At 62.8% G+C, this 22,896-nt stretch carries 24 protein-coding genes; 8 read left to right on the forward strand and 16 right to left on the reverse strand.

Annotated features, from left to right (window positions below):
* From K6M89_RS19365 to K6M89_RS19395, 7 genes are all read right to left on the reverse strand, one after another.
* A partial coding sequence (locus tag K6M89_RS19365) for an ACT domain-containing protein (RefSeq protein ID WP_222140749.1) occupies positions 1-178 on the reverse strand: 178 nt, incomplete at its 3' end.
* Positions 179-259: 81 nt separating this feature from the next.
* Positions 260-1,567, reverse strand: coding sequence for a type III glutamate--ammonia ligase (gene glnT / locus K6M89_RS19370; protein ID WP_222140579.1), 1,308 nt, complete (start codon positions 1,565-1,567; stop codon positions 260-262).
* A gap of 79 nt (positions 1,568-1,646) precedes the next feature.
* Positions 1,647-2,975 (reverse strand): FMN-binding glutamate synthase family protein, encoded by a 1,329-nt coding sequence (locus tag K6M89_RS19375; RefSeq protein WP_222140580.1) that lies wholly within the window; start codon positions 2,973-2,975, stop codon positions 1,647-1,649.
* A gap of 14 nt (positions 2,976-2,989) precedes the next feature.
* On the reverse strand, positions 2,990-3,676 hold the full coding sequence (locus K6M89_RS19380; protein ID WP_097581730.1) for a GltB/FmdC/FwdC-like GXGXG domain-containing protein: 687 nt from the start codon (positions 3,674-3,676) through the stop codon (positions 2,990-2,992).
* A gap of 56 nt (positions 3,677-3,732) precedes the next feature.
* A complete protein-coding gene (locus K6M89_RS19385; protein WP_222140581.1) occupies positions 3,733-4,638 on the reverse strand; it encodes a class II glutamine amidotransferase in 906 nt (301 codons plus the stop codon).
* A gap of 90 nt (positions 4,639-4,728) precedes the next feature.
* Positions 4,729-5,412, reverse strand: a complete 684-nt coding sequence (locus K6M89_RS19390; protein WP_222140582.1) for a helix-turn-helix domain-containing protein — start codon at positions 5,410-5,412, stop codon at positions 4,729-4,731.
* Between the two features lie 80 nt (positions 5,413-5,492).
* The gene (locus tag K6M89_RS19395) at positions 5,493-6,452 is read right to left on the reverse strand and encodes a GlxA family transcriptional regulator (protein ID WP_097581734.1); all 960 of its coding nucleotides are present in this window, start codon (positions 6,450-6,452) and stop codon (positions 5,493-5,495) included.
* A gap of 87 nt (positions 6,453-6,539) precedes the next feature.
* On the opposite strand from K6M89_RS19395, the gene K6M89_RS19400 reads away from it, so the two are divergent.
* The 4 genes from K6M89_RS19400 to K6M89_RS19415 are packed head-to-tail and all read left to right on the forward strand — an operon-like array spanning position 6,540 to position 11,584.
* On the forward strand, positions 6,540-7,790 hold the full coding sequence (locus tag K6M89_RS19400) for a sarcosine oxidase subunit beta family protein (RefSeq protein WP_222140583.1): 1,251 nt from the start codon (positions 6,540-6,542) through the stop codon (positions 7,788-7,790).
* An 11-nt stretch (positions 7,791-7,801) separates the two neighbouring features.
* The gene (locus K6M89_RS19405) at positions 7,802-8,083 is read left to right on the forward strand and encodes a sarcosine oxidase subunit delta (RefSeq protein ID WP_097581736.1); all 282 of its coding nucleotides are present in this window, start codon (positions 7,802-7,804) and stop codon (positions 8,081-8,083) included.
* Positions 8,080-11,037 carry a sarcosine oxidase subunit alpha family protein gene (locus K6M89_RS19410; protein ID WP_222140584.1) on the forward strand — a complete coding sequence of 986 codons (2,958 nt, stop codon included), beginning with the start codon at positions 8,080-8,082 and terminating at the stop codon, positions 11,035-11,037. Before K6M89_RS19405 ends, K6M89_RS19410 begins: the two co-directional genes overlap by 4 nt.
* Positions 11,030-11,584, forward strand: a complete 555-nt coding sequence (locus K6M89_RS19415; protein WP_222140585.1) for a sarcosine oxidase subunit gamma — start codon at positions 11,030-11,032, stop codon at positions 11,582-11,584. The genes K6M89_RS19410 and K6M89_RS19415 overlap by 8 nt, the downstream gene beginning before the upstream one ends.
* Positions 11,585-11,814: 230 nt before the next feature.
* On the opposite strand, the gene K6M89_RS19420 is transcribed toward K6M89_RS19415, so the two are convergent.
* The gene (locus tag K6M89_RS19420) at positions 11,815-12,678 is read right to left on the reverse strand and encodes a class I SAM-dependent methyltransferase (RefSeq protein WP_222140586.1); all 864 of its coding nucleotides are present in this window, start codon (positions 12,676-12,678) and stop codon (positions 11,815-11,817) included.
* A 59-nt stretch (positions 12,679-12,737) separates the two neighbouring features.
* On the opposite strand from K6M89_RS19420, the gene K6M89_RS31890 reads away from it, so the two are divergent.
* Entirely contained in the window at positions 12,738-12,968 is a 231-nt protein-coding gene (locus K6M89_RS31890; protein WP_222140587.1) for a Tn3 family transposase, read from the forward strand.
* Here the strand turns inward: K6M89_RS31890 and K6M89_RS19430 are convergent.
* Together K6M89_RS19430 and K6M89_RS19435 are read right to left on the reverse strand one after the other, a co-directional pair.
* Complete coding sequence (locus tag K6M89_RS19430) at positions 12,943-14,220, reverse strand: L-fuconate dehydratase (RefSeq protein WP_222140588.1); 1,278 nt, start codon at positions 14,218-14,220, stop codon at positions 12,943-12,945. The genes K6M89_RS31890 and K6M89_RS19430 overlap by 26 nt on opposite strands.
* A 164-nt stretch (positions 14,221-14,384) precedes the next feature.
* Positions 14,385-15,119 (reverse strand): SDR family oxidoreductase, encoded by a 735-nt coding sequence (locus K6M89_RS19435; RefSeq protein WP_222140589.1) that lies wholly within the window; start codon positions 15,117-15,119, stop codon positions 14,385-14,387.
* 300 nt (positions 15,120-15,419) lie between these two features.
* Here K6M89_RS19435 and K6M89_RS19440 point away from each other — a divergent pair, with 300 nt between their 5' ends.
* Together K6M89_RS19440 and K6M89_RS19445 are read left to right on the forward strand one after the other, a co-directional pair.
* Positions 15,420-16,205, forward strand: a complete 786-nt coding sequence (locus K6M89_RS19440) for an IclR family transcriptional regulator (RefSeq protein WP_222140590.1) — start codon at positions 15,420-15,422, stop codon at positions 16,203-16,205.
* 70 nt (positions 16,206-16,275) lie between these two features.
* Positions 16,276-17,112, forward strand: coding sequence for an amidohydrolase family protein (locus K6M89_RS19445; protein WP_222140591.1), 837 nt, complete (start codon positions 16,276-16,278; stop codon positions 17,110-17,112).
* On the opposite strand, the gene K6M89_RS31895 is transcribed toward K6M89_RS19445, so the two are convergent.
* Entirely contained in the window at positions 17,104-17,394 is a 291-nt protein-coding gene (locus K6M89_RS31895; RefSeq protein WP_438826588.1) for a hypothetical protein, read from the reverse strand. The genes K6M89_RS19445 and K6M89_RS31895 overlap by 9 nt on opposite strands.
* Before the next feature lie 468 nt (positions 17,395-17,862).
* Here K6M89_RS31895 and K6M89_RS19455 point away from each other — a divergent pair, with 468 nt between their 5' ends.
* A complete protein-coding gene (locus tag K6M89_RS19455; protein ID WP_004668301.1) occupies positions 17,863-18,267 on the forward strand; it encodes a helix-turn-helix domain-containing protein in 405 nt (134 codons plus the stop codon).
* 41 nt (positions 18,268-18,308) lie between these two features.
* On the opposite strand, the gene K6M89_RS19460 is transcribed toward K6M89_RS19455, so the two are convergent.
* The 5 genes from K6M89_RS19460 to K6M89_RS19480 all read right to left on the reverse strand — a co-directional run bounded on the left by K6M89_RS19460 (position 18,309) and on the right by K6M89_RS19480 (position 22,859).
* Positions 18,309-18,575: a hypothetical protein gene (locus K6M89_RS19460; RefSeq protein WP_222140592.1), complete on the reverse strand. Its 267-nt coding sequence runs from the start codon at positions 18,573-18,575 to the stop codon at positions 18,309-18,311.
* A 65-nt stretch (positions 18,576-18,640) separates the two neighbouring features.
* Entirely contained in the window at positions 18,641-19,384 is a 744-nt protein-coding gene (locus K6M89_RS19465) for a TfuA-like protein (RefSeq protein ID WP_222140593.1), read from the reverse strand.
* On the reverse strand, positions 19,381-20,646 hold the full coding sequence (locus tag K6M89_RS19470) for a YcaO-like family protein (protein WP_222140594.1): 1,266 nt from the start codon (positions 20,644-20,646) through the stop codon (positions 19,381-19,383). Before K6M89_RS19470 ends, K6M89_RS19465 begins: the two co-directional genes overlap by 4 nt.
* 13 nt (positions 20,647-20,659) lie before the next feature.
* On the reverse strand, positions 20,660-20,803 hold the full coding sequence (locus tag K6M89_RS19475; RefSeq protein ID WP_222140595.1) for a hypothetical protein: 144 nt from the start codon (positions 20,801-20,803) through the stop codon (positions 20,660-20,662).
* A gap of 103 nt (positions 20,804-20,906) precedes the next feature.
* The gene (locus K6M89_RS19480; RefSeq protein ID WP_246642554.1) at positions 20,907-22,859 is read right to left on the reverse strand and encodes an AfsR/SARP family transcriptional regulator; all 1,953 of its coding nucleotides are present in this window, start codon (positions 22,857-22,859) and stop codon (positions 20,907-20,909) included.
* Positions 22,860-22,896 lie beyond the last annotated feature (37 nt).

The raw sequence follows: 22,896 nt of genomic DNA on the forward strand, positions 1-22,896 counted from the left end.
AGCCCGACAGACCCTCTTCCGAAATGAAGCTGACCCGCATGAAGAACTTGCCGGTATCGAGATCGTCGAACTGCGAGCTGTCGATGATGTTGCAGCCCTTCTCGGCCAGATAGCTCGAAATCGCCGCCACGATGCCGCGCGTCGATTTGCAGGATACGGTAAGTACGAAGCTCTTCATGCTATTCGCCCTTTTAGGTACAGAGAGTCCGGTCATGCCGAGCTGTCCAACCCGGCATGGCGAAGACGTCGGTCCGGCTGCTCAGATATCGAGCGTGCTGTCGCGTTCCCACTGGGTGAAATGCGAGCAGTAGGCATTCCATTCCAGGTGCTTGAGCTTGAGATAGGCGGAGGAAAACTCAGCCCCGATTGCCGCCTTCAAGCCTTCGTCGGCATCAAAGGCGCGCAGCGCATCGAGCAGGTTGAGCGGCAGGCGCGGCGCGTCCTTCACCAGGTGCCCCTCGGCATACATATCGATATCGTAGTGCTGGCCGGGGTCTGCCTGGCTGCGGATGCCGTCGAGGCCGGCCGCGATGATGATCGCCTGTAAGAGGTATGGATTGACCGCGCCGTCCGGCAGGCGCAGCTCGAAGCGCCCAGGCCCCGGCACGCGCACCATGTGAGTGCGGTTGTTGCCCGTCCACGTCACGGTGTTCGGCGACCATGTGGCGCCCGAGGTGGTGCGCGGCGCGTTGATGCGCTTGTAGGAATTGACCGTCGGATTGGTGATCGCGGCCAGCGCGGAGGCATGCTTCATGATGCCACCAAGGAAGGTTTTACCTTGAGCCGACAGCCCGAAGGCCATTTCCTTGTCCGCAAAGGCGTTTACCATGCCATCGACGTCCCAGACCGAGATGTGCGCATGGCACCCGTTTCCGGTCAGGCCCTTGAAGGGCTTCGGCATGAAGGTGGCGCGAAGGCCATGCTTTTCGGCGACCGACTTGACCATGAACTTGAAGAAAGAGTGCTTGTCCGCGGTCTTCAGGACATCGTCATATTCCCAGTTCATCTCGAACTGGCCGTTCGCATCCTCGTGGTCGTTCTGATAGGGCTTCCAGCCCAGCTCCAGCATATAGTCGCAGATCTCGGCGATCACATCGTACCGACGCATCACGGCCTGCTGGTCGTAGCAAGGCTTCTCGGCGGTATCGAACTGGTCTGAAATCACCGAACCATCAGCAGAGATGAGAAAGAATTCGGGCTCCACCCCGGTCTTCACCCGGAGCCCTTCCTTCGCAGCTTCAGCCACCAGTCTTTTCAGCACGACACGCGGTGCCTGTTCGACAGGTCGATCGTCCATGACGCAGTCGGCGGCGACCCATGCGACGTCTCGCTTCCAGGGCAATTGGATGACGGAGGAAGGATCGGGAACGGCAAACAGGTCGGGATGGGCCGGCGTCAGATCGAGCCACGTTGCAAAGCCTGCAAAACCGGCGCCATCCTGCTGCATGTCGGCGATGGCTTCTGCCGGGACCAGCTTGGCGCGTTGGCCGCCGAACAGGTCGGTATAGCTGATCATGAAATATTTGATGCCTTTGTCTCTCGCAAAAGCAGCAAGGTCCAGTGTCATTCTCGTTCCCCTTTGGATTTCTTCGAGACACTTTGGTTAGGATATGAGACGGTCGGGACGTTTGCCCGGCCGGTAGAAATCAGAAGCCTCCCTTGCCAGGGATCCAGTTGGTGCCGGCGAGCGGCACCTGAGCCATGGCCGATGCCTCGATCGTCAGTGCGACGAGGTCTTCCGGCTCGAGATTGTGCAGGTGGTTCTTGCCGCAGGCGCGCGCGATGGTCTGAGCTTCGAGCGTCATGACCTTGAGGTAGTTGGCAAGGCGGCGGCCGGCCGCAACTGGGTCGAGTCGCTTTGCCAGTTCCGGATCCTGGGTGGTGATGCCGGCCGGATCCTTGCCTTCATGCCAATCGTCATAGGCGCCGGCCGTCGTGCCGAGCTTTTGATATTCCTCTTCCCAGTGCGGATCGTTGTCGCCGATGGCGACGAGCGCCGCCGTGCCGATCGCGACTGCGCCGGCTCCGAGCGCCAGCGCCTTCGCCACGTCAGCGCCCGAGCGGATGCCGCCCGAGATGATCAGCTGAACCTTTCGGTGCATTCCGAGATCCTGCAGCGCCTGGACGGCCGGACGAATGCAGGCGAGCGTCGGCATGCCGACATTCTCGATGAAGACATCCTGGGTCGCCGCCGTGCCGCCCTGCATGCCGTCGAGCACCACGACGTCGGCGCCAGCCTTCACGGCAAGAGCGGTGTCGTAGTACGGACGCGCGCCGCCGACCTTGACGTAGATCGGCTTTTCCCAGTCAGTGATCTCACGCAGTTCCATGATCTTGATTTCCAGATCGTCGGGACCGGTCCAATCGGGGTGGCGGCAGGCCGAGCGCTGGTCGATGCCCTTCGGCAGATTGCGCATATTGGCGACGCGGTCAGAGATCTTCTGGCCGAGCAGCATGCCGCCGCCGCCGGGCTTGGCGCCTTGGCCGACGACGACTTCGATCGCGTCGGCGCGCCGCAGGTCCTTCGGGTTCATGCCATAGCGCGACGGCAAATATTGATAGACCAGCGTCTGCGAATGACCGCGTTCCTCATCCGTCATGCCGCCATCGCCTGTCGTGGTCGAGGTGCCTGCGATCGTCGCACCCCGGCCGAGCGCTTCCTTGGCGTTGCCGGAAAGTGCACCGAAGCTCATGCCGGCAATGGTGATTGGTGTCTTGAGCGTGATCGGCTTCTTGGCGAAGCGGGAGCCGAGCACCACTGTCGTATCGCACTTCTCCCGATAGCCTTCGAGCGGATAGCGTGAGATCGAGGCGCCGAGGAACAGCAGATCGTCGAAATGCGGAACCTTGCGCTTGGTGCCGGCGCCGCGGATGTCATAGATGCCGGTAGCGGCCGCGCGGCGGATTTCGGCGAGCGTATAGTCGTCGAAAGTCGCGGACTTGCGTGGCGGGGTATAGGGGTTGTGATAGCTCATGAGTGTCCCTCGCCTCAATACGCATCTGCGTTGTCGATGTTGAAATTGTAGAGCTTGCGGGCGGAGCCGTAGCGCTTGAACTCTTCAGGTCTGACGTCCGCCACGCCTGCCTTGTCGAGCAGTTCGGCAAGCTTCTCCAGATGCTCCGGCCGCATCTCTTTCTCGATGCAGTCGGAGCCGAGGCTCTTCACCTCGCCGCGAACGAACAGCTTCGCTTCGTAGAGCGAATCCCCGAGCGCGTCGCCGGCGTCGCCAAGGACGACGAGATGGCCGGACTGGCCCATGAAGGCCGACATGTGGCCGATGCTGCCATGAACGACGATGTCGATGCCCTTCATCGAAATGCCGCAGCGCGAGGCGGCATTGCCCTTGATGACGAGCAGGCCACCCCGGCCGGTCGCGCCGGCATATTGGCTGGCGTCGCCCTCGATGACGACGGTACCGGACATCATGTTTTCGGCAACACCCGGTCCAGCCGAGCCATGAACGGTAATCTTGCCGCCGTCATTCATGCCGGCGCAGTAATAGCCAACAGATCCCCTGACAGCGACCGTCACCGGGCTGTCGATGCCGACGGCGACGGCATGGCTGCCGCGCGGGTTGATGACTTCGAATTCAGTGTCATTGGCACCTTTGGAAAGAGCGTGCAGCGCGCTGTTCAGTTCGCGAAGAGGCGTGTTGGAAAGATCGAATGTCGGCATTGAATCCTCATTGGTCCGGGAGACGGTCTGCGCCGCCTCTTGGCTTTAGGCGCGCCTCAGGCCGCTTTGTCGTGATCCCAGAAGTAGACGGTTGCCGGCTCCGGCTCCCAGACGCGGGCATTCTCGATGCCGGGAAGATTGACCAGCGCGCGGTACTCCGAACCGAAGGCGACATATTGCTCCGTCTCGGCCATGACGGCGGGCTTGCAGGCGATCGGATCGCGGACGACGCCGAAGCCGGATTTGGTGCCGACGACAAAGGTGAAGAAGCCGTCGAGGTCGTCGAGCGCGCCGGTCAGAGCCTGGCCGAGATCCTTGCCCTTGGCCATTTCGGCCGTCAGATAGGCGGCGGCGACTTCGGAATCGTTCTGCGTCTCGAAGGTCATGCCTTCGCGGACCAACTCGCGGCGCAGGTTGTTGTGGTTGGACAGCGAGCCATTGTGCACGAGGCACTGGTCGGCGCCGGTCGAGAATGGATGAGCGCCGAGGGTGGTGACGGCGGATTCCGTCGCCATGCGGGTATGGCCGATGCCGTGGGTTCCGCTCATCGCGCGGACACCGAACCGCGCAACGACGTCTTTTGGGAGACCGATTTCCTTGTAGATTTCGACGCTTTCACCCGAGCCCATAAGGCGGACTGCCGGTCGAATCCGTTCGAGCGCCTCGCGCACTGCTCCAAGCTTGGACGCTTCCAGCTCTATGACCGCGTGCGTGCTCTTGATCCACACATGGGCCTTGATGCCGGCTTCCTCCAGGTCAGCGGCGAGGCCTTCGAAGTCCGCGCCAGGATTGCTGGACTGGATAGTGATTTTCGCCTTGCCCTCGGCAGAGCCGCCATAGATCGCTATACCGGCCGAGTCCGGCCCGCGATCCGTCATGGTGATCAGCATATCCGAGAGCAGGTTTCCCAGCTGAGGCTCAAGGCTCTTGTCCTTGAGGAACAATCCAACAATGCCGCACATAGCCTGTGCCTCCTTTCATGTTTGAGAAAGGACTAGCAGGTCTATGTAACGACTTCAACTGGCAGGAATAAACTTTTCTTCTAAGGCAAGTCAGCTCCGCGAGTTCTGCTGGGGATAGCTGATGATCGAGAGGTACCTGCTGGGCAAATTTACTAGTTGCTCCGGCCCATGCGGCGCATCGGCGTCGAAGAACAGGCTGTCGCCCGGCTGCATCTGGAAAAGCTGGTCGCCGTGGCGGTAGATGACCTCGCCTTCGAGCATGTAGAGAAACTCCATGCCCTCATGCTGGAAGGTCGGGAAGACGTCGGAATCGGCCGTCAGCGTGATGAGGTAGGGCTCGACAATGACGCCGCTGGTATTGTTGTCGATATGGCCGAGCAGATTATATTGATGGCCGGCGCGGGTGCCGCGCCGTTCCAGCTCCACGCCCTGCCCCGCCTTGACGAAGACGGCATTGCGCGGCTCCTCGTAGCGGCGAAAAAAGGCGGTCAGCGGCACGCCGAGCGCCCGCGAGAGCGATTGCAGCGTCGTCAGCGACGGCGAGATGTTTCCGTTCTCGATCTTCGATAGCATGCCGAGCGAAATCCCCGTCGCGGCTGCAAGATCGGTGACGGTAATGCCGAGCTTCTTGCGATAGGCGCGGACCTCATGGCCGATCGCCATTTCGAGGTTGTTTTCCTTCGGTTCTCGAACAGCATGCGGATCCTGCGAAAAGGGAGCGCGTCCGCCATGCGCCGGTTCCGGTTGCTTTTCCGCTTCATGTTTGGATTTCATGGATTTTCCGCTGCCGCCTTCTCTTTTGTCCGAAGGCAATCCTATCGTGGTAGTGAAATTTCCTCAACCTTGAAGAAAACTCAGACCCGCCGCGCCTCACTCGGAGCCGTGCCGTAAACGGCTCGGAATATGCGCGAAAAATGGCTCAAACTGGAAAAACCGGTGGCGACTGCGATTTCCGAGATGGAAAGCGGGCTCTGCTTCAGCAGGCGATGGGCATGCTGAAGCCTGATCCTATGATATTGGTCGAGAAAGGTCGTGCCGAGATGGCACGAAAAAAGCCGATCGAGGTGACGGGGAGTGACACCGGCGATGCGCGCCATGGCGGCGCGGTCGAGAGGCATCTCGATCGTCTCCTCCATGCGTTCGAGAACGCTGAGCAGGCCGGGATGGTGGACGCCGTAGCGTTCGGCGAGCGAGGCGCGCTGCGGTGCGGCGGGCTCGTTGACCTCGGTATGAAGATACCAGTCGCTGACGCGGCGGGCGAAATCCGGCCCCATGCGCTCGGCGATCAGCACATGCATCATGTCGAGCGGCGCAATGCCGCCGCCGCACGTGATGCGGTTGCCGTCGATCATGAAGCGCGCCTGGCGCGGCGAAAGATCCGGGAAGGCTTCGAGAAGCGCCGCCGCATGTTCCCAATGGATGGTGAAGTCGCGGCCGGCCAGCAGACCGGCAGCGGCCATCAGATAGGGACCGCCTGAAATGCCGCCGATCCTGACACCTTCGCGCGCCAACTGCCGCAGGCAGGCAAGGACGCCGGGATAACGCCAGTCCCGCGGCGAGCCGCCGGCGCAGACGAAGGCCATGCCGAGATCGGAGCCCCTGGCGGGAAGAGGTTCTGCTGGCACAGGCACGCCGGAGGAGGAGAGCACCGGCGCGCCATCTGGCGAGAAGATCGACAGGCGATAGATTTCTCGCCCGGCCAGAAGGTTTGCCGCCCTGAGCGGCTCGGTCGCCGAGGCATAGGACATCAGTGCGAATCCTGGGATCAGAATGAAGCCGATCTCCTGGAGATTTCTGCTATCGGATGAGGACATGTCTCTTTTCTAGCCGTTCATGTCCTTATTGCGCAAGTCGCGCGTCTCCTTTCTGGCATCATGCGGACGTTCCATTCGGATTGACTCATGCGCTATTCCGCTCTTTCGATTTTTCTCAACGGCCTTCGCGGCAATAAAAGCTGGGCGCCCGCCTGGCGTGACCCGGCGCCGAAGCCGCATTATGACGTCGTCATCGTCGGCGGCGGCGGTCATGGCCTTGCCACCGCCTACTATCTTGCCAAGGAATTCGGCATCACCAATGTCGCCGTGCTCGAAAAGGGCTATCTCGGCTCCGGCAATATCGGCAGGAACACGACGATCATCCGTTCGAACTATCTGCTTGCCGGCAACAATCCCTTCTACGAGCTGTCGATGAAGCTTTGGGAAGGGCTGGAGCAGGACTTCAACTTCAACGCCATGGTCTCGCAGCGCGGCGTGCTCAACCTCTTCCATTCCGATGCGCAGCGCGACGCCTATACGCGCCGCGGCAACGCCATGCGGCTGCACGGCGTCGACGCCGAGCTTCTCGACCGGCAGGCGGTGCGCAGGAAATTGCCCTTCCTCGATTTCGACAATGCGCGTTTCCCCATCATGGGGGGCCTGTTCCACCCGCGCGGCGGCACGGTGCGCCACGATGCGGTCGCCTGGGGTTATGCGCGCGGCGCCGACAGCCGCGGCGTCGACATCATCACCCAATGCGAGGTGACCGGCATCCGCCGCGAAAATGGTCAGGTGACCGGCGTCGAGACCAGCAGGGGCTTTATCGGCTGCGGCAAGTTGGCACTGGCGGCGGCCGGCAATTCTACCGTCGTTGCCGATATGGCCGGCCTTCGCCTGCCGATCGAAAGCCACGTGCTGCAGGCCTTCGTCTCCGAAGGGCTGAAACCCTTCATCGATAATGTCGTCACCTTTGGCGCCGGGCATTTTTACGTGTCGCAGTCAGACAAGGGCGGCCTCGTCTTTGGCGGCGATATCGACGGCTATAACTCCTACGCGCAACGCGGCAATCTGGCGACCGTCGAGCATGTCGCCGAAGCCGGGCTGGCGATGATCCCGTCGCTATCGCGGGTGCGTTTTCTGCGCTCCTGGGGCGGGGTCATGGATATGAGCATGGACGGCTCGCCGATCATCGACCGCACCCATATCGACAATCTCTATCTCAACGCCGGCTGGTGCTACGGCGGCTTCAAGGCCACACCCGCCTCCGGCTTCTGCTACGCCCATCTGATCGCCCGCAACACGCCGCATCAGACTGCTCGCGCCTTTCGGCTCGACCGTTTCGCGCGCGGCTATCCGATCGACGAAAAGGGCGTCGGCGCCCAGCCCAATCTGCACTGAGGACATTCAACATGGCGAGCCTGATTTCCTGTCCCCATTGCGGCGCTCGGCCGAAAGAGGAATTTTCGATCCGCGGCGATGCGAGCCTTGTCCGGCCGGCGCCGGATGCCGGTGCGGATGCCTGGTTCGACTATGTCTATCTGCGCGACAATCCGCGCGGCCGGCACAGCGAATATTGGCACCATTCCTCCGGATGCCGGCGCTGGCTGATCGTCGAGCGCGATACCACTACCCATAAGGTCCATGGCGTCAGGGACGCCGCCCTTTCGAAGCTCGGCGGAGAACAGGCATGACGAGCTTCCGTCTTTCCTCGGGCGGCCGCATCGACCGCGCCAAGACACTCGGTTTCAGCTTCGACGGCAAGGCGCTGGAAGGCCATCCGGGCGATACGCTCGCCTCGGCGCTGCTTGCCAACGGTGTTCAGCTCGTCGGCCGCAGTTTCAAATATCACCGTCCGCGCGGCATCTTGACGGCGGGTGCCGCCGAACCGAACGCGCTGGTGACCACAGGCAGCGGCGGGCGCACCGAACCGAATACGCGCGCGACGATGATCGAGCTTTACCAGGGGCTGACGGCCAAGAGCCAGAACCGCTGGCCCTCGCTCGGCTTCGACATCGGTGCGGTCAACGGCCTGCTCTCGCCCTTCCTCAGCGCCGGTTTCTACTACAAGACCTTCATGTGGCCGGCGGCTCTCTGGGAAAAGCTCTACGAGCCGATGATCCGCAAGGCGGCGGGCCTCGGCAGAGCCTCCTACGAGGCCGATCCGGATAGCTATGAGAAATGCTGGGCGCATTGCGATCTGCTGGTGATCGGCGCCGGCCCTGCCGGCCTTGCCGCAGCGCTGACCGCCGGCCGCGCCGGCGCCCGCGTCATCCTCGCCGATGAAGGCCCCGAGCTCGGCGGCAGCCTGCTGTCCGAGAGCGGCCCGATCGAGGGCAAGCCGGCGGGCACGCTTCTCGCCGAGCTGCTGAGCGAACTCGAGGGGCTGGAAAATGTCCGGCGGCTGCCGCGTATGACCGTCTTCGGCTGGTACGACGACAACGTCTTCGGCGCCGTCGAACGTGTGCAGAAACATGTGGCGCTGCCGGATCCCGATCGGCCCGTCGAACGGCTGTGGCGCATCGTCGCCCGTCGGGCGATCCTGGCGACAGGGGCCGAGGAGCGGCCGCTCGTCTTCGGCGGCAACGATATTCCCGGCGTAATGATGGCTGGCGCCATGCGCAGCTATCTCAACCGGCAGGCGGTGGCACCTGGCACAAGCACGGTGGTCTTCACCACCAACGATGCCGGTTACCGCACTGCGGCCGATCTCGAAGCCGCCGGCCTCGCCGTTGCGGCGATCGTAGACAGCCGGGCAGACGGGGGAAAGACCTGGGAGGGTCGCGCCGAAGTGCTGAAGGGCGCCCGGGTGATGGATGCGTTCGGCGGCAAGCGCCTGCGCGGCGTCAGCATCGAAACCACCGGCGGCATCCGCCGGATCGAAGCCGATGCGCTTGCCATGTCGGGCGGCTGGAGCCCGATCATCCATCTTGCCTGCCACCGCGGCGGCAAGCCGCAATGGTCGGACGAGGCCGCGGCGTTTCTGGCGCCGGCCGCGCAGGACGGTTTTGCCGTTGCCGGCTCGGCAGCTGGCCTTGCGCAAACCACGGCTTGCCTCGGTGATGGCGCCGCAAAGGCGGCCGCCGCCCTGAAGGCGATCGGCTTTGCAGCGGCGGAACCGGCCTTTGCCGCGCCCTCCGAGACCGCGGCACCCACAAAGCCGCTCTGGTCCGTCAAGGGCTTGAAGGGCAAGGCTTTCGTCGATTATCAGAACGACGTCCATCTCAAAGACCTTGGCCTCGCCGTCCGCGAAGGTTACGGCCATGTCGAGCTTGCCAAGCGTTATACCACATCAGGCATGGCGACCGATCAGGGCAAGCTTTCCAACATCAACGCCATCGGCATTCTCGCAGAGGCGCGCGGCGTGTCGCCGGCCGAGGTGGGAACGACGACCTTCCGGCCTTTCTACACGCCGGTCTCCTTCGGCGCTTTGACCGGCGCGTCGCGCGGCAAGGATTTCCAGCCGGCGCGCAAATCGCCGCTGCATGGCTGGGCTGAGAAGAACGGCGCGGTCTTCATCGAAACCGGCCTCTGGTATCGCTCCTCCTGGTTCCCGCGTGCAGGCGAAACGACGTGGCGCGACAGCGTCGACCGCGAAGTGCTGAACATCCGCAAAAATGCCGGCCTCTGCGACGTCTCCACCCTCGGCAAGATCGAAATCTTCGGCCGCGATGCCGCGACCTTCCTCGACCGGGTCTATTGCAACGGCTTTGCCAAGCTTGCCGTCGGCAAGGCGCGTTACGGCATCATGCTGCGTGAGGATGGCTTCATCTATGACGACGGCACCACCAGCCGCTTCAGCGACGAGCATTTCTTCATGACGACGACGACGGCGCTTGCCGCCGGCGTGCTGACCCACCTCGAATTCTGCGCCCAGACGCTCTGGCCGGAGCTCAACGTCTGCTTCGCCTCCTCGACCGATCAATGGGCGCAGATGGCTGTTGCCGGGCCGAAATCGCGCGCCATTCTCGCCGAGATCGTCGACGAGGACGTCTCCGATGCCGCCTTCCCCTTCATGAGCGCCCGCAAGGTCTCTCTGTTCGGCGGCCGTCTCGAAGGCCGGCTCTTCCGCATCTCCTTCTCCGGCGAACTCGCCTACGAGCTGGCGGTGCCGGCCGGCTACGGCGAGAGCGTTGCCGACGCCATCATGGCGGCCGGCGAAAAACACGGCATCTGCGCCTACGGCGCCGAAGCGCTCGGCGTCCTGCGCATCGAAAAGGGCCATGTCACCCATGCAGAGATCAACGGCACGGTCACCCCGGGCGATCTCGGTTTCGGCCGCATGGTGTCATCGACCAAGCCGGATTTCATCGGCAAGGCGATGCTTGCCCGCGAGGGCCTGCAGAACCCCGAGCGACCGCGCCTTGTCGGCGTGAAGCCGCTTAACCCGGCAAGCGGCTTCCGCACCGGCTCGCATATTCTTGCCGAAGGCGCTGCGGCGACGCTCGAAAACGACCAGGGCTACGTCACCTCAAGCGCCTTTTCGCCGACGCTCGGCCATAGGATCGCTCTGGCGCTCGTCAGGCGTGGGCGGGAGCGTATCGGTGAGAAGGTGACGGTCTGGAACGGCCTGCATAATGAATTCACCGATGCGGTGCTCTGCCATCCCGTCTTCATCGATCCGCAAAACGAGAAGCTCCATGCGTGATCTCCCGCAGCACAGACCGGTTCTTGCCGGGGCAGCTTATGTCGGTATTTCAGAGGCAGGCGTCCGGCTGGAAGCCTTGCCCGAGGGCCATCTCCTGCATGTGCTCGGCGCGATCGAGCCGGCGGCACTTGCCGCTGAATTGGTTAAAGCCGGCTTTACGAACAGCTCGATCCGCAAGGCCGGCTTCCGGCAATGGTTCGTCGCCGGCAACGTGCCGCTTGCGCCCGCTGGTCTCGACGCACTTACAGCAGCGTTAGCGGGAAAAGCCTTCGTCATGGACCAGAGCCACGGACGCGTCCGCTTCGGCATTTCCGGCCGACCCTCGCGGCTGTTGCTGTCAAAAGGCACCGCCGTTGATCTGGATCCTACCGTCTTCCCGGAAGGCCAGTCGGCGATGACCATGCTCGGCCATATCTCCGTACAGATCGTCCGCACCGGCAATGACAGCTTCGAACTGACGGTTCTGCGCAGCTTCGCCGAAAGTCTCTGGGGCGAACTCGCCCATATGGCGGCAAGTGCCGAAAAGGATAGCGCGCAAAAAAGCTAATTGTGCCGGCAACCGCCAATGTTTTGGCCCGTCAGCGAAAGCGACGATTGGCGTTCACGTCCGGCACATAGCCCCTATCCGGGCTTCTTGACGTCCTCGAATCTGATCCTCGCTGCGATCTACGCCACGCTCTCCGAGACCGCCCGGCGAATACGCCCTCATCTGGTCCGCTGACCGGCCAAAGACACCCCGCTCCACTGAGCGGGGGCGCCTCCCCCTACGAATCCCTGTCAGCTTGCCGGATTGCGCGCCGTGACGATCCACGCCGCGCCGCCGATCATCACCGACCGCTCGCCGGGGCGGTCCGCGAAAGCGGCACGAACCGCGGCCGAGGCGCGGGCGCGGATGTCGTCGGGCTGATCAGCGAGCGCGCGCGACAGCGGGCCGACCTCGATCGCCATCTCCACCGCGTCGTCGATCGCCGCGTCCCGCGTCCCGCCCTCGCCGAACGGGATGGAAGCATCGAAGGGCGCAATAGCGATATCGGTGAAGCCGGCCGCCGTCAGGATACGCGCCACCCGCCCCCGGTCGCCGAACGAGAATGGGCCGGGCGCTTCGGGATCGGGCGGCGCGGTCGGCGGGACGATGCCCTTGATCGCGCCCATCGGCAAGCGCACCCAATCGTTCTCGGCCATGCCGCGCCAGCAGACGAAAGCGACCCGCCCGCCCGGCTTGAGCGCAAGGCGCATGTGGGCGAACGCCCCTGTCGGATCGTCGAAGAACATCACCCCGAAACGCGAGAACAGGATGTCAAATGCGCCCTCGGGCAGCTCGGCGCTGCTGGCGTCGGCCACCTGGAACAGGACCGGAGTATTCTGTGGCGCAAGCGCGCGCGCTCGGCCGATCAGCGGTTCGGATATGTCCACGCCTAACACTTGGCCCCCCGTGCCGACGCGGGCGGCCAGAGCCAAACTCGACGCGCCCGCGCCGCAGCCGACGTCCAGCACGCGCTCGCCTGTCGCGGGCGCGGCGGCTTCGATCGCGGCCTGGCCGAACACCGCCAGCATGGCGTCGAGCCGAGCCTGGTTGGCGACCCAGCGCTCCCCGCTTTGGCCATTCCAGTCGGCGACCTGATAGGCATTTTGCTCTGCCATGCCATATCCTTGTTCTGACCCGTTCTTAACTAGGCTTTCCGTCTGATCGAGGCAAGGGATTGAAAGCCAGAATCGGCGCCGGTCTGGTGCAGTCGTCCGTGATCCTCAAGAAGCTGGCAGCATCACCTCGGCAAAACCGCCTCAATCAGGCCCTGCGCGAAAGGGGTCGGATCGAACGTTCGATCTTCATCTGCAGATCTCGCTGGGCCGGGGCCGCGGTGTCCAGTCTCTGGCGGGGACGAGCGCACCGCCGGCGCTGGTTCCTCAGCCGCGAAATGTATAGCTGCTGATCGAAGCCGGTTTCATCTCGATGGAGAAGCCCGGCAGCGTGGGCGGCATATAGGCGGCGTTCTCGATCCGGCAGGGGTCAAGGAAGTGTTCGTGCAGGTGATCGACATATTCGATGACGCGGCCATCCTTGGTACCTGACACCGCGACGTAATCGATCATCGACAAGTGCTGCACATATTCGCAGAGGCCGACGCCGCCCGCATGCGGCCAGACCGGCAGGCCGAACTTGGCGGCGATCAGCAGCACCGACAGGACCTCGTTCAGCCCGCCCATGCGGCAGGAATCGATCTGGACGATGTCGATTGCGCCCTCGGCGATGAACTGCTTGAACATGATGCGGTTCTGGCACATCTCGCCGGTCGCGACCTTCACCGGCGCGATCGCCTGGCGGATCTTGCGGTGGCCGGCGACGTCATCTGGGCTGGTGGGTTCCTCGATGAAGAAGGGCTTGGCAAAGGCGAGCGCCTTGACCCAGTCGATCGCCTGGCCGACGTCCCAGACCTGGTTGGCGTCGATCATCAGATAACGGTCGGGACCGATCACCTCGCGGGCGATCCGCAGGCGGCGGATATCGTCATCCAGATCGCGGCCGACCTTCATCTTGATATGGTTGAAGCCGGCGTCGATCGCCTCCTGGCAGAGGCGGCGCAGTTTCTCGTCCTCGTAACCGAGCCAGCCGGCCGAGGTCGTGTAGCAGGCATAGCCCTCCTTTTCGAGCAGGGCGATGCGTTCGGCCTTGCCCGCCTCGGCGCGCTTCAGGATCTCGACCGCTTCGTCACGCGTCAGCACGTCGGTCAAATAGCGGTAGTCGACGATATCGGCGATCTCTTCCGGCGACATCTCGGCAACGAGCCGCCAGACGGGCTTGCCGGCCTGTTTGGCGAGCAGATCCCAGACGGCATTGACGACGGCGCCGGTCGCCAGATGGATGGCGCCCTTTTCCGGGCCGATCCAGCGCAGCTGGCTGTCGCTGGTCAGATGCCGCCAGAACTTGCCGGGATGGGCGAGCACCTCGGTAAGCTCGGCGCCGACGACGAGATGGCGCATCGCCTCGATCGCCATGCAGCAGATGTCGTTGCCGCGGCCGATGGTGAAGGTCAGGCCGTGACCGGCAAGATCAGGCGCATCCGTGTCGAGAATGACATAGGCGGCCGAATAGTCCGGATCGGGATTCATCGCGTCGGATCCATCGAGGCTTTGCGAAGTGGGAAAGCGGAGATCGAAGACGCGAAGGTCGGTGATGCGGGTCATGTTGTTCCTCCCAATTGCGATAGCCGGATCGGCCGGCAGCCTGCCGGCTCCTCATCGGCTGAAGCGCGTTGCGATCTTTCCGATTCGCTCGTGGCGCTTTAGGTCTTTGTTTTACCCATGCCGTCATCGCAAACCGCTGCACTGTTTTGCGCGACATGCGCTGGTCAGATCGTCCAGCCGCCGTCGATGGCGATCGCCTGGCCTGAGGTGTAGGTGGCGCCGGCGAGATAGACGGCAAGATCGGCGATCTCTTCCGGCGAACCGAGCCGGCCCATTGGCTGGCGGGCTATGAAGGCGGCGCGGGCCGCATCGTAATCGCCGCCGGCGCGCATGCGGTCCTGCAGCGACGGGCTTTCCACCGTACCGGGGCAGATGGCATTGCAGCGAATGCCTTCGGCGACATAATCGGCGGCGACGGATTTGGTCAGGCCGATCACCGCCGCTTTGGTGACACCATAGGCGAAGCGGTTCGGCACGCCCTTGATGCTGGAGGCGACGGAGGCCATGTTGATGATCGCCCCGTCCTTTCGCTCGAGCATGCCGGGCAGCACGGCGCGGATGGTGCGGATCATCGCCTTGACGTTGAGGTCGAGGGCGAATTCGAAATCGGCATCCTTCATCTCCAGGATCGAGCCCGCATGGACGAAACCGGCGCAGTTGAACAGCACGTCAACGCGCCCAATTTCGGCGACCAGAACTTTGACCGCGTCTTCGTCGAGCACGTTCAGCTTATGGGTGGAAACGCCGGTTTCGGCGGCGAGCGTCGCCAGCGCGTCGGTGTTGATGTCGGTGGCGTGGACCTTGGCGCCGGTCGCGGCAAAGGCTGCCGCCGTCGCCCGGCCGATGCCCTGGCCGGCGGCGGTGATGAGAACGGTCTTGCCGGAAAGTCTGTTTGTCATGTCACGGGCCTTTTCTGGAATTGTCTGCGCGGGGCGGTGCGTACGGTCATATCTTGGCGAAGGCCGGGCTGAGATGGAATAGGTTGTCCGTCAGCACCTGCCATTTTCCCTCTTTGCGCGTTGCTGCCCGCCTGAGGCAAGGCACGATGCCGGCTTCGTCGTTGCCGTCGATCAGCTGTCTTCAGCAATAATTTGTCTGTTTATAGACAAACAGACGATTGGCCAAGGGTCAAGCACGAAGTTTTGCTTTTCCGGCCCCGGTTCTGCGTATATGCAGAATAATATTCACAGGAGGATGGAATGGAGCCCGACGAGTCAGACCGCTACCGCGCTCCTGCCCTCGATAAGGGCCTCGACATCCTGGAACTGCTTGCCGGCGTCGACAGCGGCCTTACGCAGGCGGAAATCGCCAAGCGGCTCGACCGCAGCCCCAACGAATTCTATCGCATGCTCGACCGCCTGGTGCGTCGCGGCTACGTTACCCGGCTGGACGGCGATCGCTATTCGCTGACGCTTAAGCTTTTCGGGCTTGCGCAGCTGCATGCGCCGGTGCGCCGGCTCGCCTCCTACGCCACGCCGCTGATGCGCGATTTCGCCCAGCGCGCGCGTCAGGCCAATCACCTGGCCGTCTTCGATCGCGGCGCCGCCGTTGTCATCGCCCAGCAGGAGGCGCCGGATTATTGGGGATTCTCGATCCGCATCGGCGCCCATATCAGCCTCTTCGACACCGGTTCGGGGCATGTGCTGCTCGCCTTCCGCAGTGATGAGGAGCGGGAGATGATGATATCGGAACATGTGCGCAATCGCGCCGATATCGAGCTCGGCGCCGATTTCTACAATCGCCTCGATCAGATCCGCGAGCGCGGCTACGAGATGATGGCGAGCGCTCAGACCTCAGGCGTCTACAATCTGTCGGCGCCGGTTCTCGGTCCGGATCGGCGCTGCATTGCCGCCCTCACCTGTCCGTTCATCGCGCTCGTCAATGCGCCGTCGGCACCCGACATCACCCAGACGATCATGCTGGTGCAGAAGACCGCCGCCGAGCTCTCGCAGCTTGCCGGCGCCGACGTCGCCATCCCGGCCTGAGCTGTCGATTTCTATTTGAACAATTCATTCACCAGGGATAGCTTGCCGCAAGCCAGCCTTGGAGGAACCCGTGCTCATCGACACCCATCTGCATGTCATCGATCGGTCGGCGCTGCCTTATCCCTGGCTCTCCGGCGTGCCTGATCTCGACCAGGATTTTCTCTACGAGACCTATGCAGCCGAAGCGCGTCGCTGCGGCATCACCACGGCACTGCATATGGAAGTCGATGTCGATCCGGCCGCCATGCAGGCCGAGACCGACCACATCGCCGCTATCGCCCGAAAGCCCGGCAGCCTGATAGCCGGCGCCATCGTCTCTTGCCGGCCGGAAGATGACGGCTTTGCCGCCTATCTTGAGCGGCAGAAGGCCGATCCCTTCGTCAAGGGGTTTCGTCGCGTGCTGCATGTCGTGGCCGACGACGTCTCGGAAGGCGCGCTGTTTCGCGAAAACATCAGGCGCATCGGCGGCAGCGGCCTGACCTTCGACCTCTGCACATTGCCGCATCAGGCCGGACGCGTCGTCGCCCTCGTCGACCTTGCGCCGGATGTGCAGTTCGTGCTCGACCATTGCGGCGTGCCCGATATCCGCTCGGACGCCTTTCAGCCGTGGAAGGCCGGCATATCGGAGATCGCCCGGCGGCCGAACGTCATCTGCAAGGTTTCGGGCGTCGTCGCCTATGCCGATGCCGAGACGTGGACGGCGCAGACGCTGCGGCCCTATATCGAACATGTCATCGCAAGTTTCGGCTGGGACCGCGTCGTCTGGGGCAGCGACTGGCCGGTCTGCACGCTTGGCGGCGGCCTTTCCACCTGGGTCGCTGCGACCCATGCCGCGCTCTCCGGCAGCAGCGAGGCGGAACGTTCGAAGCTGCTCTTCGCCAATGCCCAACGGCTCTGGTCACTCTGACGCGGCTTTTGCAGGGGTTAGCGCGGCGGCATCATCCTGCCCGTGGAGGATGGCCGGGCGGGCATAGTGTATCGAAGTGGCACGGTTGGCTTCCTGCAAGCCCGCGCGCGGGAACAGGCAATGATGGCACATCACGGCATTGCCATGCGCCCGAGCATAGGCCGCACCGAGTTCGACGGCGCGTTCGAGCAGCCCGTCAGCGAAAAGCCGGCGCGCGTGCTGATGACTGTTTCTCCACCTTGGCACGAACAATATTTCGAGAACTTGCCAAGCTCGCTGCATCGGCCCTCCGGAACCCATGGCGCTTGCCGACCTTCGAAGCCGCTACGACACGGATCGGATATCCACTCTGACGACAAGGGCGCAGGCTCGATCGACACTTCGCGCTTGCGGCGGCATAACTGCCAAATCGCTATCGATTTAAGGATAATTAATTCAAAATATTGCAGCCTCCTTTGCGCAGCTTCTCGGGTGCGGGGCGTGGTAATCCTGGAACATGCCGGCGGTTGGAATCAAGGGTAGCCCGCCCTATCGCCCGTAGGTGACGCTACATCCCGAAATCAGGTGATGTATCGTCCAAAAGTACTACTTTGGCATGCTTTTTGCTCCTGCTAATATGAAGCGAGGTGATGTTTCGGTTCGGGACGACTACTGCCGGGCAATTGCTAGCTTTGTGTAACTCAGGTAAAAGTTGTCAGACACGGATATGGCGAATAACCTCATCTCCGTGTCCTCAGGAGGGAAAATAAAATGAAAGAAGAACCGCACGCAGTGGATGTTCATGTCGGGAAGACCATCCGCATACAGCGTCTGCTGCGGAAAGTCTCGCAGACCGAATTGGGCGATCGCGTCGGCGTGACATTCCAGCAGATCCAAAAATACGAAAAAGGCTCCAACCGCGTTTCCGCCAGCATGCTGGTCGAAATCGCCGGCGCACTGAAGGTCGACGTCAGGACGTTCTTCGACGACCTGTCCACTCCTGATACGGCCAACGACAACCCCGCTCCCAGCGAGGAATTCGTTATATCGCGCGAGGGCGTCCTTCTCAACGCCGCGTTCTTCTCGATCAAGAACGAAGCGCTTCGCAAGAAGATCCTGAAGCTCGTCCAGGCAATCGCCCACACCGAACAAATGGACGGTGAAGCGGCAGAATAGGCCGGATCTCCTTCACCCGTTCCGAACGGGCTGCATGAAGGTCAATGGCGATCGATCAAGATCAGATTCTCGCTGGCGTCCTTCATTGCGATCTTGGCCTTGCTGCCGAGCAGTTTCTCGAGGTTGACGTCTAGCTCCCTGTCCGGATCTATGCCGTCCCAATCGATGACGACCTGCAGCAGCGCCATGTTCGTCAGGTGCATCAGATTACGCAGCTGAAGCTTTTCAGCCTCCTCCTTGGCTGCCGACAGCAGCCGGAAGATCCTTGCGTATTCACTGCCTGTACCGTCGTTATGTTGTTCAAACATTGTCCCGCCCCTTTGGCCGTGAAGACCTCAGATTCCATCACCACTGCATCTTTTCGCCATTACCGTTATACAAGCGTTACAGGCGTCACACTGCGCGTGACTTCAGCGTGCAAAAGCTCCCAGTGAGAGGTTGCGGCAAAGTGCCAGTCACGGTTGATGGGCACGAATTCGTCACGGCGCAGCCATTCCAGCACCAGCCGCGCATCGTCCCGCTTGCGTTCGACCCGGTTCTTGCGCAGGGCGGCGAGCAGATAGTCGCGGCGCGCCTTGCGGAAATGGCACTCGTCCACCACCCTGGCATAGGTGCGCTCGGAGAAATGCAGGAAGCGGCCGGAGAGCAGCAGTTTCTTGCGCTCGGCCGACGAAATCTCGCCGCCGGCATGAAGCGCATCGATCGTCGGCTCGAAATCCACCCAGGGCACCGAAAGCGGTAGCCAGCCGAGCGCCTCAGGCGCATGTATCAGCGCGACGGCCTCGTCGTCGAGCAGCCGTCCGGACTGGTAATCTTCGAAGATCGAGCCGAGCCCGACCATGCCGAAAGGAGCGCATTCGGCGGCCCGCAATGCGCCCATGCTGGCGCCGCCGGCAACGGCGACATCGCGCTCGAGGGCGTAGAGAATTTCCTTATGCCAGACCGAAGGCAGATCGCCGAAATAGCCGTCGACGAGGCCGATCGCGGTGGCGCCATCCTCCACCGCTTTGAGAATGTCGCCGCAGACGGCAGGCGGCCGGAAATCGATGCAGGGAGACATGTTTCTCGCTGCGGCAAGACCGCCACCAAGGCTCGGACCGACGAACAGAACCTTCATGATTGGGCTCCTCTCATGGTGTTGACGGCGCGCAGGCCGAGTTGGATGTACTGACCTGAAATATCGACCTCCAGGCCCGGCACGATCACCCTGACGACCGAGACCGGCAGAGCCTGATAATGCGGAAACGGCACCACGACGATCTGCTCGATGCCGGTCGCCGTCAGCCGGTCGGCAATATGGCCGATGGTCTCCTGGATGGTTGCGGGACGGCGATGGCGGGGCTGGAAGGCGCGCATTCGGCTATCGCCCTCCCAGAGTTCGACCACCTGCTGCATCGCCGCACTCTTGTCGAGCCGCTGATAGATGCGCGGCGAGAAATCGTCGCGGCTGCCGGCGATCGCCGTCAGCCGGCTCTGCGCCGCCTCGGTGATGGCACGCAGCGCGGCACGCACGGGATCGGGGTGGCAGCCGCAGCCGCCGCAGACATGGGCCCAGCGCGCATCGACACGGTCGGACAGATTGCCCGGCATGATGACGGCCAGAAAAGCCGGGACACCGATGTCCGTGGTCATGTCGAGCAGCAGCAGACGCATGCCGGCGCGCGAAATCCGGTCGGTCATGACATCGATGACCGCATCGCCGAAAGAGGCGGGGTCGATGCGGCTCTCCTTGAGGCGCTGCGGCGATTTCAGCTGGGTCAAGGCCCAGGCGTCGCGCTCCACCAGTTCGCAAAGCCCATGCAGGACCGCTTCGGACGGCGTGTTGCCGGAGGCGAGCCCGTCGCTCGACTGCTCGAAGCCCGACGGCCGCTCGCCGCGATGGTCAAGGCCGACGAGCCACCAGGGGACAAAGACGCTGCTGCCGGAGAGGATGTCGAGGCCGGAGCACCACGGGATGGGGCCGCCGCCGATGTCATCGGGCGCGCAGCGCGCAACATTGTCGAGATCGATCATGGCGGCGCCTTCCGCCCGCATGCTTTCGACGGTCGCCCGTGTCAGGTCGGCTGGCGCAATTTCCGCGATCCGCGTCTCGATCGCCTCCATGGCGGCCGATGCCATGGCGGCATCATTGTCGATACCTTTGCCCTGGAAGACCGAAAGCGTATGGCTGTTCGGCCTCGTCGCGAAGGCGACAGGGATGTTCAGCACGTCGAGGGCGGTCAGCAGGCCGACGCGCGTGATGCCGAATTCGCGCAGATGCGGCCTGATGGCGGCCAATGTCTGCGCCGGCGTGACCGCCCGGTCATGATAGTCGCTGATGCCGGCCGATGATCGTTCGAGGTCACCGGCTAGCGTTTCAAGGTCGGCGAAGGCGGACATACCTATTTGTTCCTCAGCGGAACTTCAGGGCGTGTGTCAGATTTTCCAGCGCGTTCGCAGTGATGTTGAGGTGGTCCTGCTTCATCGCTGACTTGGCTGCAGCCGAGAAACGCGGATGGGAGGGGATTGCGGCATTGGTTTCAACAGTGGCTTTCATTTTCCATCTCCAATGGATAGGCAGCCGGGCTGCCGTTAACCATTGGAGGGGAACACTACCTGCGTCATTTAAGCGTTACAGGCTTCGTTAAAAGGCCGTATAATCAGGGAAGTCCAGCCAGATGCAGGCCATGAATCAGCGTTTCGGTGTACCGGGGATCGCGATCGGGCACGAAATGGCGAATGTCTTCGCTGCGGAAATCCGGGAAATTTTCCAGAACAACCTTGGCATAAGTGCCGGCCTTTTTCACGTCGCCCGCCATAGCATGGGCGGCGGCGAGCAGTCGGGCGGTCGCCTGTTTGGACTTCACCGGCTCAAGCGCTTCGATCGTCTGTTGGTATTCGCCGCGATCGAAATGAATGCCGCCGCGATTCCAGTAGTAATAATCGGGGGGCAAGGGATTAAGCTTGAACGCAGCCTTGTTCAGATCCAGCGCTTTGTCAAAGTCACCGTAGTGGCACAGGGCATCGGCATAATCGGCGAGGATGTCGGCATCGTTGGGATTGAGATCCTGGGCCTGCTGGAAATATTCCAGGCTTTCGTCGAAACGGCGGCGGTACAGCGCCACGAAGCCGAGTTCGCGGTAGGCCCGGCCGCTGTTCGGGTCGGATTGCTGGGCGAGCCGCGCGGCACCATTCGCCTCGTCGAGCAGGTCGGTGTCCTGCATGCCGCGGATCAGCCATTCCATGCCGAGCGCGCGCGACACGCCGGCATGGGCGGCCGAGAAATTCTCGTAACGATTGAGCGAGGATTTGAACCATTTGCGCGCCTGGCGCAGATGCTGCAGGTCGGTCTGGGCGATCAGCCGCTTGCCTTCCAGATAGAGACGGTAGGCGGATGGCGGCGCATCGCCGATCGGCATCACCAGTTCGTGGCGCTCGATCGTGTCGGCGAGCGAGGAAACGATCCGCCGTGTCAGATGCGCGAAGGATTCGCTGATCTTCTGCATGACCAGCGGCAGTTCTAAGGCCCAGATCACCTCCGACGTCGTCGTCCGCGTCAGCCGGCAGGTCGCATAAACATCCTCGTCGCGGCCCTGGATGGTCACGTAGACCGCATAATCGAAGCTGAGGTCGAGGGGACCGAGGACGGCGCGCGCCGGATCGACCGAGCGGCTGAGGATCTCGAGACTCGTATGGGCTGCGATCACCTTGAAGCCGCGCTGCTGGCTGAGGCCGATGGTGACGTCTTCGAGAAGGGCCCGGCCGACTCGCTCCATCAGCGGATCGGTAAAAATACTTTCGGGCGGCAGGATGATGATCCGCGGCTGGCCGAGCGCATCGGCGAAGCCACCGAGCGCGGAAAGGCGCTCGGCCGCGGCTGCCTGTGCTGCCGGGACCAGGCCGAGTTCGCGGGCAAGCGCAGTGGTGCTTTCCTCCGGCTCGGTATCGAAGTCGTCCTTCAGCTGGCTTTTGCACTTCAGATAGGCCTGACGGGCCGCGGCCGGATCGTTCATCCTGACATAGAGGCGCATCAGGGCGCGATAGGCCGTCTCGCTGGCGGGGTCGAGTTCCAACAGGCGCCTGGCAAGCGCAACCTGCTCATCATCCGACCTGTCTTCCGATGTTTCGATCAGCCGGGTCAGATGGACCGAGCGCCATTCGTCGATGCGCTGGCGTTCAAAGGTCAGCCAGTCCTCGGCGCCTTGCGTCGGTGATTTGGCGCCTTCCAGCAGTTCGCCGTTCAGCATATCGCTGTCTTCGGGGGCGAGCGGCCCTTTCTGTTTCAGGATATGAACGTCGACCTCCCAGCCATCCGCAAGCCCGATATGGGTTCGGGTCGCGGCAAGCAGCGGTGGAAGGTCGGCGGGGATACTCTGCTCGATGCGCGACAGCAGCTGGCGCAGGCTGCCGGCCCGTTTTTCCGGCAGTTCCGATTGCCAGAGCTGTCGCCTGATGGTTTCGCGGTCGAGTTCGAGATTGGCTTCGGCGGCGAGCATGGCGAGGAGAAAATAAGACTTCTCCGGCAAGGGGAGTTCCCTCCCCGCTGCCAGCAGCCTCGGTCGTCCGAGCAGGCACAGCCTGTTCTTCGACATCTGTCCGGATGTCCGTTGCATCCCCGGTTCTCACCCCTGAAAGCCATGGCGCGCAAAC

Source organism: Rhizobium croatiense (genome assembly GCF_019793465.1).
GTDB classification, from domain to species: Bacteria; Pseudomonadota; Alphaproteobacteria; order Rhizobiales; family Rhizobiaceae; genus Rhizobium; species Rhizobium croatiense.

Coding starts and splice junctions, on each gene's coding strand:
- glnT (WP_222140579.1), bottom strand. CDS start 1,567: ATGACACTGGACCTTGCTGCTTTTGCGAGAGACAAAGGCATCAAATAT.
- K6M89_RS19375 (WP_222140580.1), bottom strand. CDS start 2,975: ATGAGCTATCACAACCCCTATACCCCGCCACGCAAGTCCGCGACTTTC.
- K6M89_RS19380 (WP_097581730.1), bottom strand. CDS start 3,676: ATGCCGACATTCGATCTTTCCAACACGCCTCTTCGCGAACTGAACAGC.
- K6M89_RS19385 (WP_222140581.1), bottom strand. CDS start 4,638: ATGTGCGGCATTGTTGGATTGTTCCTCAAGGACAAGAGCCTTGAGCCT.
- K6M89_RS19390 (WP_222140582.1), bottom strand. CDS start 5,412: ATGAAATCCAAACATGAAGCGGAAAAGCAACCGGAACCGGCGCATGGC.
- K6M89_RS19395 (WP_097581734.1), bottom strand. CDS start 6,452: ATGTCCTCATCCGATAGCAGAAATCTCCAGGAGATCGGCTTCATTCTG.
- K6M89_RS19400 (WP_222140583.1), top strand. CDS start 6,540: ATGCGCTATTCCGCTCTTTCGATTTTTCTCAACGGCCTTCGCGGCAAT.
- K6M89_RS19405 (WP_097581736.1), top strand. CDS start 7,802: ATGGCGAGCCTGATTTCCTGTCCCCATTGCGGCGCTCGGCCGAAAGAG.
- K6M89_RS19410 (WP_222140584.1), top strand. CDS start 8,080: ATGACGAGCTTCCGTCTTTCCTCGGGCGGCCGCATCGACCGCGCCAAG.
- K6M89_RS19415 (WP_222140585.1), top strand. CDS start 11,030: ATGCGTGATCTCCCGCAGCACAGACCGGTTCTTGCCGGGGCAGCTTAT.
- K6M89_RS19420 (WP_222140586.1), bottom strand. CDS start 12,678: ATGGCAGAGCAAAATGCCTATCAGGTCGCCGACTGGAATGGCCAAAGC.
- K6M89_RS19430 (WP_222140588.1), bottom strand. CDS start 14,220: ATGACCCGCATCACCGACCTTCGCGTCTTCGATCTCCGCTTTCCCACT.
- K6M89_RS19435 (WP_222140589.1), bottom strand. CDS start 15,119: ATGACAAACAGACTTTCCGGCAAGACCGTTCTCATCACCGCCGCCGGC.
- K6M89_RS19440 (WP_222140590.1), top strand. CDS start 15,420: ATGGAGCCCGACGAGTCAGACCGCTACCGCGCTCCTGCCCTCGATAAG.
- K6M89_RS31895 (WP_438826588.1), bottom strand. CDS start 17,394: ATGCAGCGAGCTTGGCAAGTTCTCGAAATATTGTTCGTGCCAAGGTGG.
- K6M89_RS19455 (WP_004668301.1), top strand. CDS start 17,863: ATGAAAGAAGAACCGCACGCAGTGGATGTTCATGTCGGGAAGACCATC.
- K6M89_RS19460 (WP_222140592.1), bottom strand. CDS start 18,575: ATGTTTGAACAACATAACGACGGTACAGGCAGTGAATACGCAAGGATC.
- K6M89_RS19465 (WP_222140593.1), bottom strand. CDS start 19,384: ATGAAGGTTCTGTTCGTCGGTCCGAGCCTTGGTGGCGGTCTTGCCGCA.
- K6M89_RS19470 (WP_222140594.1), bottom strand. CDS start 20,646: ATGTCCGCCTTCGCCGACCTTGAAACGCTAGCCGGTGACCTCGAACGA.
- K6M89_RS19475 (WP_222140595.1), bottom strand. CDS start 20,803: ATGAAAGCCACTGTTGAAACCAATGCCGCAATCCCCTCCCATCCGCGT.
- K6M89_RS19480 (WP_246642554.1), bottom strand. CDS start 22,859: ATGCAACGGACATCCGGACAGATGTCGAAGAACAGGCTGTGCCTGCTC.